At 31.0% G+C, this 12,738-nt stretch carries 11 protein-coding genes; 2 read left to right on the top strand and 9 right to left on the bottom strand.

Annotated elements, in window-relative coordinates; genetic code table 11:
- Window positions 1-389: 389 nt before the first annotated feature.
- The 5 genes from galE to BX659_RS09495 form a co-directional block, all read right to left on the bottom strand.
- The gene (gene galE / locus BX659_RS09515; protein WP_097018012.1) at window positions 390-1,376 is read right to left on the bottom strand and encodes a UDP-glucose 4-epimerase GalE; all 987 of its coding nucleotides are present in this window, start codon (window positions 1,374-1,376) and stop codon (window positions 390-392) included.
- Between the two features lie 405 nt (window positions 1,377-1,781).
- Complete coding sequence (locus BX659_RS09510) at window positions 1,782-3,977, bottom strand: alpha-galactosidase (protein WP_097018011.1); 2,196 nt, start codon at window positions 3,975-3,977, stop codon at window positions 1,782-1,784.
- A gap of 46 nt (window positions 3,978-4,023) precedes the next feature.
- The gene (locus BX659_RS09505; protein WP_097018091.1) at window positions 4,024-4,833 is read right to left on the bottom strand and encodes a carbohydrate ABC transporter permease; all 810 of its coding nucleotides are present in this window, start codon (window positions 4,831-4,833) and stop codon (window positions 4,024-4,026) included.
- A gap of 95 nt (window positions 4,834-4,928) precedes the next feature.
- Window positions 4,929-5,762 carry a carbohydrate ABC transporter permease gene (locus BX659_RS09500; RefSeq protein ID WP_097018090.1) on the bottom strand — a complete coding sequence of 278 codons (834 nt, stop codon included), beginning with the start codon at window positions 5,760-5,762 and terminating at the stop codon, window positions 4,929-4,931.
- Between the two features lie 140 nt (window positions 5,763-5,902).
- Complete coding sequence (locus tag BX659_RS09495) at window positions 5,903-7,147, bottom strand: ABC transporter substrate-binding protein (RefSeq protein WP_097018010.1); 1,245 nt, start codon at window positions 7,145-7,147, stop codon at window positions 5,903-5,905.
- Window positions 7,148-7,674: 527 nt separating this feature from the next.
- Between BX659_RS09495 and BX659_RS09490 the strand changes: the two genes are divergently transcribed.
- A complete protein-coding gene (locus BX659_RS09490; RefSeq protein ID WP_097018009.1) occupies window positions 7,675-8,526 on the top strand; it encodes an AraC family transcriptional regulator in 852 nt (283 codons plus the stop codon).
- A 73-nt stretch (window positions 8,527-8,599) separates the two neighbouring features.
- Here the strand turns inward: BX659_RS09490 and BX659_RS09485 are convergent, their stop codons facing one another.
- Window positions 8,600-8,860, bottom strand: coding sequence for a SemiSWEET transporter (locus tag BX659_RS09485; RefSeq protein WP_097018008.1), 261 nt, complete (start codon window positions 8,858-8,860; stop codon window positions 8,600-8,602).
- A gap of 84 nt (window positions 8,861-8,944) precedes the next feature.
- Entirely contained in the window at window positions 8,945-10,240 is a 1,296-nt protein-coding gene (locus BX659_RS09480) for an alpha-glucosidase/alpha-galactosidase (protein ID WP_097018007.1), read from the bottom strand.
- Between the two features lie 131 nt (window positions 10,241-10,371).
- Between BX659_RS09480 and BX659_RS09475 the strand changes: the two genes are divergently transcribed.
- Window positions 10,372-11,211, top strand: coding sequence for an AraC family transcriptional regulator (locus tag BX659_RS09475; protein WP_097018006.1), 840 nt, complete (start codon window positions 10,372-10,374; stop codon window positions 11,209-11,211).
- A gap of 46 nt (window positions 11,212-11,257) precedes the next feature.
- Here BX659_RS09475 and BX659_RS09470 read toward each other — a convergent pair whose 3' ends face one another.
- Both BX659_RS09470 and BX659_RS09465 read right to left on the bottom strand, forming a co-directional pair.
- Window positions 11,258-12,343 carry a GerAB/ArcD/ProY family transporter gene (locus tag BX659_RS09470; RefSeq protein ID WP_097018005.1) on the bottom strand — a complete coding sequence of 362 codons (1,086 nt, stop codon included), beginning with the start codon at window positions 12,341-12,343 and terminating at the stop codon, window positions 11,258-11,260.
- Between the two features lie 206 nt (window positions 12,344-12,549).
- Window positions 12,550-12,738 (bottom strand): IS3 family transposase (locus BX659_RS09465; RefSeq protein ID WP_143786669.1); only part of this gene is annotated, 189 nt, incomplete at its 5' end.

The following is a 12,738-nucleotide window of genomic DNA, read 5'->3' as shown; positions in this document are numbered from 1 at the left end:
AACCGATACAACAGAGAGATATTACGACACTTTTGAATTTAAACTTAAAAAGATTTTAAGGTTTTTTAAGCCGAAAAAAATTTCTGTTTGAACGAAGCAAATATTCTCGAACAACAATAATTATAGCGTTATCTCTGAAGTAGAAGTACTATATTTTTAATTTTCAAGAGATATTGGTTGCTGAGAGAGTTAAATTTTCTTCTTGATTTTTTGGTTACTTTTTCATCAAGGAAAAACGTAACCCGCCCTTAGGCGGAACCTAAGATTTTTGTTCGCTTTTAAAAAGCAAAAATATCGCAATATACCCATAAAAAGACACTATTAATATTTAAATTAAACTAGCACAACAGATCAATATAGCTTTATATTTAAACATCGCAAAGCTATTACTATTTCTTAAAGCCTGCCGGATGATTCATATGCCACTTCCAAGCCGTCTCAATGATCGTCTTTAAATCACCATACTGAGGATTCCAAGCTAAATCTTCTCTGATTCTATCAGAACTAGCAATTAAGGTGGCAGGGTCTCCTGCTCTTCTATCACCCTCTACTGCTTCAATCTCTTTACCTACAACCTCACTGGCTACGTTAATTACCTCTTTTACTGAATAACCATCACCATTACCCAAGTTATAAATCTCACTCTCTTTACCAGCTTCCAAAGCCTCAATTCCTAGAATATGAGCTTGAGCTAAGTCTGTAACATGGATATAGTCTCTAACACAGCTTCCATCTCTAGTTGGATAATCAGTACCAAAGATAGCTAACTTATCTCTTAAACCTAAAGCCTTCTGTAATACAATCGGAATTAAATGGCTCTCTGGATTATGGTCTTCTCCAATCTTTCCAGATTCATCAGCACCACTTGCATTAAAATATCTTAAAGAGACAAATTTTAGACCATAAGCTTGATCATAATCCTTCATTATCTCTTCAAAGAATAGCTTTGATTTACCATAAACACTGGTTGGATCTTTAGGTAAATCTTCTGTAATCGGTACCTCTTCTACATCTCCATAAACTGCTGCAGTAGATGAAAAGACAATCTTTTTCACATTATGCTTGACCATTGCATCTAACAGATTTAATCCATTAACTAGATTATTACGATAATATTTAGCTGGATTCTCCATCGACTCCCCTACTAGACTATCAGCAGCCAAGTGAATTACTGCTTCAATATCATACTTACTAAAAGTTCTATCTAATAATTCTCTATCAGCTAAATCACCTTCAACAAATACTCCTCCTAAAACAGCTTCCTTATGACCCTTTTGCAAATTATCATAGACTACAACTTGATGGTCAGTCTCTAACAATTCTTTCACTACATGACTCCCAATATATCCAGCACCACCAGTTACTAAAATATTCATTACTTAATTCCCCCTTTGTTAATAATCTCTTTGACTCTTTAATCATCAGTTTTTCTTTCGTTAAATTACTAGCTCTAATCAACTTAATTAATTATTTTAATAAAGACGATAAATAAAAATAATATTGCATAAAAATTTAACCTATCTTATAGTGGATTAAATTCTTAGAGATTATACCCTTCTATAATATTATTTATTAATTATATTATAGCTTAATTTTAAAGCAACGTCAAACTTTTTTAATTAAAGAAACTAAGTTTAGGAATCAATTCTCAAAATATATCTATATTAAAAGATTATGTCTTATTTTTCTAAAATAAATTTACAACTCATTTATGTTAGACTTGCTTTAATAATATAATTATAAGCCAACATAAATGAGCCTTCTTAAAATCTAATTACCATCTATTTAGTAGCTTTTAACTTCCAAACAATACTTCTAAAATCCCCACCATTTAATAATTCATCAGGAATATTTATTCCAATATGCATTAAGAAATCTCCATCATAAGTCTTCTCAGTACCTACTAATTGATATTTAAACTCTGGATTTAATCCCTTAATCTTCAAGGCTCTACAGCCAACGTTTGCTTCTGCTAATACTTTATAGTATCCAATATAGGCTTCTTGTTGATCAGCAGAGACCACACTCCAAGCTGTTTCATTACCTTCAAAAGGACTTAATAATCTATAAAAATTACCATGCTGCACCAATTTTCTTAGCTCTTTATATTCTGCTACCTGCTCTTTAACAAGCTCTTTTTCTTCTGTTGTCATTTTAGTCAAATCTAACTCATAACCAAAGTTACCAAACATCGCTACATGCCCCCGCATATCTAAAGAAGTAATTCTTTGTACCTGATGATTTGGCACTGCTGAAACATGAGCACCGATAGCACTTAATGGATAGACAATACTTGTTCCATACTGAATCTGTAGCCTCTCTACAGCATCAGTATCATCACTAGTCCAGGTTTGGGGCATATAATAAAGCATACCTGGGTCAAACCTTCCACCACCACCAGAGCAACTTTCAAATAAGATATCAGAAAACCTAGTAGTTAACTCTTCTAAAATTCTATATAGTCCTAGCATATACCGATGAGCAGTCTCTTGTTGCCTTTCTGGTGGCAACTTAGCAGAACCGATCTCCGACATATTCCGATTCATATCCCATTTAACATAGGTAATTGGAGCACTTTCTAAAATAGCCGAAATCTTTTCTATAATATAGTCACATACATCTTCACGGGATAAATCCAAGATCAATTGATCCCTTGCTGTTGAACGCTTTCGATTTGGAACATGAAGGCACCAATCAGGATGAGCACGATATAAATCACTATCTGGTGAGACCATCTCAGGTTCAAACCACAGACCAAACTCCATTCCTAAATTATTTATCTGTTGACCTAGCTTACCTAAGCCATTAGGAAGTTTATTCTTATCTACAAACCAATCACCTAAAGAACTTGTATCATCATCTCTTTTACCAAACCAACCATCATCTAATACAAATAACTCCAAGCCCAGCTCTTTTCCTGATTTAGCTATCTCTAGAATCTTATCTTCATCAAAGTCAAAATAAGTTGCTTCCCAATTATTAATCAAGATCGGTCTGACCTTATCTCTAAATTTACCACGAGCAAGACGAGTTCTATATAGCTTATGATAAGTCTGGGACATCTTATTAACCCCTTGATCTGAATAAACCATAACTACTTCTGGAGTTTGAAAATCTTCTTGCGGTTCTAATAACCAATTAAAATCAAAGGAATTAATTCCCATAGAAACTCTTGTTTGACTATATTTATTAACCTCAATCTGAGCTAAAAAGCTTCCACTATAGACAAGACTAAAACCATAAACTTCACCTTGATATTCAGTTGTATTATCCCTTAGTAATGCAATAAAAGGATTTTGAGAGTGGCTGCTAGCTCCTCTTTTACTTTCAATTGCTTGTAGTCCTTGTACTAAAGGTCTTGTTTTAATATGCCTTTCTCTAGCCCAAGCTCCAGACAGCTGTAATAATTCAAAATCACTATCTTTAAAATCAAGACTAGAACTTAAAGCACGAGATAAATTAATAGCCTCATTTCCTTCATTAATAAAGTAAACTGACCTGGTAATAGCATCCAAATCTTCATAGACTGTATAAGAAAGTCTTGCCTTAAGCTTAGTTACTTTATCAATTAGTGTTATCTCTAAGCTTTCAGCTTCTGACTCATCTTCTACATAAGTTGCTGGTAAGCCCTTTAGCTTCTTCTTGCCTTTAAAAATATCATGTTCTAAATACTTTAGCTCAGAGATTCTAGAACCATTCTCCAACTTAACTTGATAAGCAGGTTGGCGAAAATCAGAATTTCCATAGCTTGGGTATTCTTTTGAGATCACATCCATCGCAAAGGAATGTCCCTCTTTTTGTGATAATAAATAAGGGTTTAATGCTAATTCATGATAATCTTTCAACTCTGTTGATTTGATTTTTTTACCCCAATATCCATGTGCTAACTCTCCATTGTCCAAAATTTTAATCAGATAACTTGTATCATTAGCTTGTAAGTGAAACATATTATTCTGTTTATTATAATAGATTCCCATAACCTTCCTCCTAATTTAACTATTAGTTAATTAATTATTTCTCGTATTAACCCTTAACTGACCCCTTCATTACACCACTAATAATCCATTTTTGAGCAAAAATATAGACAAGTATCATTGGCGCTAATGCCAAGAGATAAGAAGCAAATGCTAAATTGTAATTTGTACTAAATTGAGACTGAAATACATATTGGACTAAGGGTAAGGTCATTAATTTTCGATCATTTAACATAATTAATGGTAACATAAAATCATTCCAGGCCCATAAAGCAGTTAAAATAGCTATTGTAGCATTAATAGGTTTTAATAGTGGAAAGATAATCTTCCAAAAAATCTGCCAAGTACTAGCTCCATCTATAATTGCTGCTTCCTCTAAAGAACCAGGTAGTGATTTAATATAGCTGATATAGATAAAGATATTCATTGACAATCCATAAACAATATATAAGATCGTTAATCCCAGCCTATTATCTAAACCTAAAAAACTCATCTCTTTTACAATAGGTAACATAATAATTGGAAAAGGAATAAATAAGGCAGCAATAAAGTAATAGTACAGAAATTTGAAGAATTTTTTATCTAAATTTCTAGCAATAGCATAAGCAACCATAGAATTTGTTAGTAATGTTATAATTACAGTTGGAACAGTAACCAAACTACTATTCTTAAAACTCCTAAAATAATGGGTTAACTCCATTGCCTTAGTAAAGTTCTCCCAATGAAGTTCTTTTGGGAATGCAAGTATAGATTGGGCTAATTGTTGGGGACTTTTTAATGCTACATTTATTGCCAAATAGAGAGGAAATAATATAGCTAGTGAGCCGATTAATAATAAGATAGTAGCTATCCAATTTATATCATTATCTTCAAAAAATTTAAAAGAACGATTTGATTCCTTACTTTCTTTACTTTTTAAATTAGTTTCTAAAGTAGCTTCTTCTTGGCTAATCACTATAGCTCTACCTCCCTTTTTTGTAGTACTTTAATTTGGAAGACTGATACAACTAAGATAACAATAAAATAAATAACGGCGTTAGCTGTCTGATAAGCAAACTCCCCACCTGCAAATCCTCCACGGTAGATTAACAAAGAGATTGATTCTGTAGCTCGACCTGGTCCACCACTTGTTAAAGCCATAACATGATCAAAGACCATCAAAAATCCTTTCATAGCTAGTACCATATTGATAGTAAAAAATGGTGAAATTAATGGGAAAGTAATGTTAGTAAATTGCCTCCATCTGCCTGCACCATCAATACTTGCAGCTTCATATAAGTTATCTGGGATTGTCTGTAATCCAGATAAATATAATAAAGTATTAAATCCACATGATTGCCATACTGCTAAAATTACTACACCAATCCAAGCCAAATCTGGGTTTCCTAAAATACTCTTAGTTAAAGTATTAATCCCTAAGGTTTGAGCAATATCTGGTAAGAAGAAAGTAAAGATATAATTAAAGATATATCCAACAACCAAAATGCTTAAGATATAAGGTGTAAAATAAATAGCTCTAAGAGCAGTCTTAAATTTAATCTTTGCATTTAAACCCATAGCAATTAATAGACTGATTATATTAACTAAGATAGTAGCTATAACTGCAAATTTAAAAGTAAAGATATAAGAATCTAAAGCACGACTATCCTTAAATAAATTAATATAATTTTTGAAGCCTACAAAATCCCAAGTCCCATATCCCTTCCAATCAGTAAAACTATACAGGATTCCAGTTAATGCTGGTAAAGTATGAAAAGTAAAAAATAAGACTAAGGCTGGAATTGTCATCAAATAAAATGTTTTATTACACTTATTCTGCAATTTAATACCTCCTTTGATAATAATAATTGACAATCGACAATCTAGAATTTACAGTAAAAAATTAATAGTTTTTAATTGATTATCAATTGCCAATTATGCTTTATCTCTTACTGTCTAGCCTGTACTTTATCCCATTCATTATCCAATTTCTCTAAGAAGGCATCAACATCACCCTTTAATAGGAACTCTTGAATCAAATTAGCCATTTGTAGCCCTGCTGGATAGTAGTGATCTGAAAATGGAACTAAACGCCCAGTTTCAAAATACTCTTGAAGACTTGCTAAAATTGGATCTTGCTGATAAACCCCCTTAAGAGTTGAAAATAGCTTCTGTTGCTCTATATAATATTTTGTACTCTCTTTTTCTAATAAGAAATGAATAAACTTCTTAGCTGCCTTAGCTTCTTCTCCTTTGAGTTTAGCAGACATAGTCAACACAGTATCTACCCCTGAAACAAGTTTATTTTGACTTGCATCATTAACTGCTGGATAGGCAAAAACTCCTAGATTAATATCAGGATTAGCCTGTTTAATCTGTCCAAGCGCCCAAATACCTTGTAAATACATAACAGATTTACCATTAGCAAAGGCTATATTTCCTTGATTATATCCATTTCCAAAGTTATCATTATGACCATACTCTAATAGAGAATACATTCTCTTAGCAACTTCACGATAACCTTCTTTAAAGGTAGCTTCACCCTCTACTTTAGCTTTGACAAAATCTATTCCAGCTAGATTAGAGGCTAATGCATTCCAACTAGGTAATGTCGTCCAAGCCTCTCTAAATGTTAAATAAAATGGAGTTTCGCCAGCTTCTTTAATCTTCTCTGCTGTAGCAATCAATTGATTCCAAGTTTTTGGAATTTCTAAACCTAACTCTTCGAATTTGTCTTTATTATAAATAATAGGAACAGCATTTGCCGTATAGGGTATTCCATAACTTGTATCAGCATCACCATGTAACTCTCGTATCATCTTGATATAAGCCTCTTGAACATCTTCTAAAATAGGATCATTAGTGAAATCAGCGTATATTCCTGAACTAGCTAATTCACGATAGATAGCTCCTCCATTAACTGTCATAATAGCTGGAATATCATTTTTAGCCAGCCTTGACCTTAATACTGTATCAGCTTCTGGAACATTATTCTGTTCAATCTTAATATTTGGATTTTCCTTCTCGAACTCAGCAATCAAATGATCAAAAGTCCCTACTGCTTCTTGTTTATATTGGAAAAACTCTAAAGTTATCTGCCCATCTTTATTACTAGCTTCTTGATTTCCACCACATCCAGTCAACAATATCCCTACTAGTAAAAAGACTGCTAAGGTACTGATGATTTTTTTCATAATATCCTCCTTTTTTTATATAAGCTAACAATTAGCAACTTTGTTAAAAAAGTAAATAAAGTGATTAATAAAATAAATTTTAATACTAACTTATCTAATTTATACCCCCTCTCTCCTCCTTTTTTTAGCTAGTTGATAAATACCCCATTTTTAATAGTATCCAAAGCAAGAAAAATTATCTACTATTAAAAATAGGGTATGGGATTATATACTTATAGAATTATACCTATTATGCTCTATTATTATAGAATGATCAATCTAATAATTATTATCTTATGTTTACATCATCTTAAAGTTATTGATATAATGTAGACATAAGATTTTAAATTAATAATATCTTATCTGCTTATAAAATTATCCTTATTAATTAGTAATATTGCTTTTATCTGCCACTTAATTAATTAGATTAACTATTACCTTATACTTGCATTATATCTATTTGACTGAATAATGTAAATGATAGTATGTTGACTGAATATGACTTAATGTTGAATATATATTAAAACTAATAATAATGGAGGATCACTATGTTAAATAACTATGGACATCAAGCACTAGATATTGAGATTAATAGATTAAACCTCACAGATATGGATATATACGTAAGCGGATTTCAAAACTGTAAAACCAATCACTCTTTTGGACCCGCTGTTAGAGATTATTTTCTAGTTCATTATATCTATAAAGGAAAAGGGAAGTTCATAGTAAACAATAAGACATATTACTTAAGTGCAGGACAAGGGTTTCTAATCTGTCCAGATATAGTTACCTACTATGAAGCTGATAGTAATGATCCTTGGACTTATGCTTGGATTGGTTTTAATGGCTTAAAAGCTAAAACTTATCTAGAACAAGCAAATCTAACCCAAGATAATCCTATCTTCTCCACCACAGAAAAGGAAAATTCAATCAAAAAAATATTTGATAAAATGAAAGTAGTTAATGATCTAAAAAAAGGTAAAGAACTAGAACTACTTGGACTGCTATATTTATTTTTATCTAAACTCATTAAAGACAATGATAATTTAAATTCTGATAAAGAAAATCCTAAAGAAATTTATTTGAAAGAAGCTATAAAGTATATTCATAAAAATTATAATAGATATAATTTAACAGTCTCTCAAATAGCTGAATATATTGGAGTAGATAGAACTTATCTCTGGTCTATCTTCAAAAGTTACCTTAACTTATCACCTCAACAGTTTCTAATTGAATTTAGAATAGATAAAGCATGTAGATTAATGAAAAATAAAAAATTATCAATCGGAGATATTTCTCGCTCTGTAGGATATCAAGATCCTTTAACCTTCTCCAAGATTTTTAAAAAAATCAAGGGAGTCGCCCCATCAAAATATAAAAAAGAGACTGATAACAAATAGAAACTAAGCTTAAAGTCTTTAGCTAAAGACTTTAAGCTTAGTTTTGCTAAAGATCAAATCATATATTCTGACTTTATCTACTTTTAAATAAATTATTAACCTTAATAAATAATAAAATTACTAAACAGACAAAAGTAAAGGCATTTGCAGCAGTTATTGGAAATACATTGATACTTAAACCATAGATCAGCCATAAAAAGACCCCTGTGATGAACATAAGCAACCAACTCCAAGACATATCATCTGTTGATTTGCTCTTTAATGTTTTGATTACTTGAGGTAGAAAAGCAGTTGTGGTCAAAACAGCTGCCATATTACCAATAAATTCAACCATACTAAACACCTCCTCTTCTTTAACAATTACAATAAAATAAAACTGAACTTCTTAATTAAGAAGAAGCTCAGCAATAGTATAGCTTTATTTAAATTCAGGTAACCAATCACTATGTGCTTCAATTAAATCATCACACAAAGCAACTATATCGTCTATTGATAACTCTGCAGAAGTATGTGGGTCTAACATAGCCGCTTGATAAATATATTCCTTCTTTTGAGTTAAGGCAGCTTCTATTGTTAATAAATGAACATTAATATTGCTTCTATTTAAAGCAGCTAATTGTGGTGGTAACTCTCCAACATAACAAGGTGTGACCCCACTTTTATCTACTAAACACGGTACTTCTACAACAGCATCACTAGGTAAATTAGTAATCAATCCAGTATTTAAAACATTAGCACCAATCTTATAAGGCTTTCCAGTTTCCATTGCTTCTATAATATAAGAACCATATTCATTACTGCGTTCATGCTCTAAATCCTGATTATTAACTAATTCATCTCTCATTGTTTCCCACCTCTTAATCTGCTCTTCACAACGACGTGGATACTCATCTAAAGGAATGTTAAATTTTTCAATTAATTCAGGATAATTATTTTTAATAAAGTAAGGCAGATACTCTGCATTATGCTCACTAGATTCTGTTACATAATAGCCAAAACGCTTCATAATTTCATAACGGACCATGTCATCATGAGGAGCCCCTCTCTCTAATACTCTCTTCTTAATCTCTGGATAAAGATCTTTTCCATTATCAGTAATTTCTAAAAGCCATGACATATGGTTAATTCCCGCAATCTTAGATTGTAATCCTTCTGTATCCATTCCTAATGGTTCCAAAAGTTCAGGGACACATTTTTGAACACTATGGCAAAGACCAACTGTTTTAATCTCAGTAGCCTTTAACATAGCACCTGTTAAAATTGACATTGGATTTGTATAATTTAAAAACCAAGCATCAGGACAGACCTCTTCCATATCCTTAGCAAAATCAAGTAAAACTGGGATTGTTCTTAAAGCTCTAAAGATACCACCAATCCCTAAGGTATCACCTATTGTTTGTTTTAATCCATATTCTTTAGGTATCTCAAAATCAGTTACTGTACAAGGTTTATAGCCACCTACTTGAATAGCATTTATTACATAGTTGGCATCTCTTAAAGCCTCTTTACGGTCTGTATAAGCAACTATTTCTGCATAGTCTCCGTGATTTTTATTAATATTATTGAGCATCATCTCAGAATCTTTTAATCTTTGCTGGTCAATATCGTATAAAGCAATGTGAGAATCCCTTAGTGCTGGTGATAAGATACAATCTCCTAAAATATTCTTAGCAAAAACTGTACTTCCTGCTCCCATAAAAGTAATCTTTCTCATAATTATATTCCTCCTTTGAATTATTAGCTTATTTATATTCTACTCTTTTATTATCATAATTTGAATGGAACTATGTTAGTTGCTTATGGTATAATGTTAGATATAATAAAAATTGAAAGGAGAGGATTTATATGCCCTATGATCTTATGGATATAGATATTAACAGATTAAATCTTACTGATTTAGATATGTATCAATGTGGGATGCAAATTTGTCGCCCTAATCATTCCTGGGGACCTGGAATTAGAGATCATTTTTTAATCCATTATATTTTTGAAGGAGAAGGTATTTTTGAAATTAATAATAAAACTTATCAACTGCAAGCAGGAGATGGCTTTCTAATCCCCCCAGATACAATTACCTATTATGAAGCTAAAAGAGATAATCCATGGCATTACGCTTGGGTAGGATTTAATGGAATTAAAGCAGAATCTTACCTCAAGCAAGCAAACTTAACACTGAACAATCCTATATTTTCAGTTACAGAGACTTCTTTTATTAAAAAATGTTTTACTAAAATGATCTCTACACAAGAGCTAATAAGAAGTAGAGAAATCAGATTAACAGGTCTTTTGTATATCTTTTTATCCCATCTTATTGAAATAAGAGAGAATAATTCATCTGATAACAATGATATTGATAGAACTGAACTGTATATTAAAGAGATAATAAATTTTATTGCTAAAAATTATTATCGGAAGATTAGCATTACTGAAATAGCTGATCACATTGGTCTAGATAGAAGTTATATGTGGTCAATTTTTAATGAAAGTCTTCATACTTCACCACAACAGTTTTTAATTAACTTTAGAATAGATAAATCCTGTGAACTGATGAAAAAAAAGAACTTATCAATCGCTGATATATCCCGCTCTGTAGGCTACCAAGACCCTTTAACCTTCTCCAAGACCTTTAAAAAAATCAAAGGAATCCCCCCATCAAAATACAGAAAGGACTTATATAATAAATAAAGGAAAACAAAGATTGCTCCTCTTGTTAGACTTTAATCAAAAAAGGTCAGCAATAATTTATTAATTTCTTCATATATCTCTTCAAATAATAAAAAATTAGCGTAATTAGAGGAATATAAATACCAATTACAACATTAGATATTAAACTAATTCCAAGTCCAAATTGAACATGTTGCCAATAACTCTTAGCTACAATATTGGCTAAATAAATAGATATTATAAGAACAAAAAATACCATCTTTTTATAAGAAACTTGGAAAAGTTGGGAATAGCCTTTAATCCCAGCATAAGCCAAAACTGATGCCTTTACAATTAAAACCAAATTAGTTACTAAAACAATAATAATATTAAACTTTAATAAGTCACCTTGAGTAAGCTGAGTTGCTTGAATAATAGGAAAACTTAAATTTTCTGCTAGATATATTCCTAAAACTGAAATTAACATTACAGTATCAAATAGTATTATTAAAGAGCCCCAAATATTAGCTAAAATTAATAGATTCTTTATTTTATTAAAAGTAATATTAACATGAGGAATAATCATCATAGAAACAGTTAACTCAGCATAAGGAAAGCCCATAAGCTTAGAATGAACTGTACTTAAGACTAATCCTTCATGTAAGATAGGCTTTAAATTATTAAAATCACCACTAACCATCATAAGATAAGAATCGGAAATTAGTATATATACAAAAACGACAGGAAAGATAAAACAAGTAACTCTAATCAGCACCTCTATTCCTTGATATAAAGCATATATCATCAAAATGACCATTAGGGTAAGAATCACCACAATGTTAATATCAGATAAAAAATTATGGGTAATTTGCTCAGCAAAATCTCTAATATTTCTAATCGAAATATAAATACACCAAGTCGCATAGATAAATCCCACAAACCAGCCCAAGTATTTACCAAATATCTCTTGGGTTATCCCAATAAATGTAGCACCAGGATATAATGAATTTATTTTTACAAATAACAAACATAGAAATATTCCGTAAGTCATCCCAACTAAAATAGCTAGCCAAGCATCTTGTTTTGCGTCAATACCAATTGGGAATATAATTGTTCCACCTATCATAAAGTTAGTCATGGTTAATAGAAATTGAAAGCCAGATATCTTCTTCATCAAAACACCTCATAGTTATTTATTATAATTAGATTTTACAATTGATGTAAATTTATTCGTATGAGGTTAATAAATAGTTATTAATTAAATTTCTTCTAGCAAATAAAAAAGCTAAGCCCTTGGTTAAAGAACTCAGCAAATACTAATTTATGAATTATTCATACTTCCTAATTAATTTTATTTTAAACTGAGGTTCCCCCATTAAATTAGACACATAGTTTAGTGGTTTTTCTCTCATTTTCGTATTCTTCTGGACTTTTATAATCTAAAGTAGAATGCATTCTAAATTTGTTATAAAAAATTTCAATATACTCAAATATATCTTGTCTTGCTTGTCGTCTAGTTTGATAAATTTTATGATGGGTTAATTCAGTCTTCAATGTACCAAAAAAGCT

It is taken from the genome of Orenia metallireducens, assembly GCF_003001995.1.
Classification (GTDB): domain Bacteria; phylum Bacillota; class Halanaerobiia; order Halobacteroidales; family Halobacteroidaceae; genus Orenia; species Orenia metallireducens_B.
Note: the sequence above shows the minus strand (reverse complement) of the source record. Positions and strands in the feature narration are given on the sequence as shown.

Coding starts and splice junctions, on each gene's coding strand:
- galE (WP_097018012.1), bottom strand. CDS start 1,376: ATGAATATTTTAGTAACTGGTGGTGCTGGATATATTGGGAGTCATGTA.
- BX659_RS09510 (WP_097018011.1), bottom strand. CDS start 3,977: ATGGGAATCTATTATAATAAACAGAATAATATGTTTCACTTACAAGCT.
- BX659_RS09500 (WP_097018090.1), bottom strand. CDS start 5,762: ATGACAATTCCAGCCTTAGTCTTATTTTTTACTTTTCATACTTTACCA.
- BX659_RS09495 (WP_097018010.1), bottom strand. CDS start 7,147: ATGAAAAAAATCATCAGTACCTTAGCAGTCTTTTTACTAGTAGGGATA.
- BX659_RS09490 (WP_097018009.1), top strand. CDS start 7,675: ATGTTAAATAACTATGGACATCAAGCACTAGATATTGAGATTAATAGA.
- BX659_RS09485 (WP_097018008.1), bottom strand. CDS start 8,860: ATGGTTGAATTTATTGGTAATATGGCAGCTGTTTTGACCACAACTGCT.
- BX659_RS09480 (WP_097018007.1), bottom strand. CDS start 10,240: ATGAGAAAGATTACTTTTATGGGAGCAGGAAGTACAGTTTTTGCTAAG.
- BX659_RS09475 (WP_097018006.1), top strand. CDS start 10,372: ATGCCCTATGATCTTATGGATATAGATATTAACAGATTAAATCTTACT.
- BX659_RS09470 (WP_097018005.1), bottom strand. CDS start 12,343: ATGAAGAAGATATCTGGCTTTCAATTTCTATTAACCATGACTAACTTT.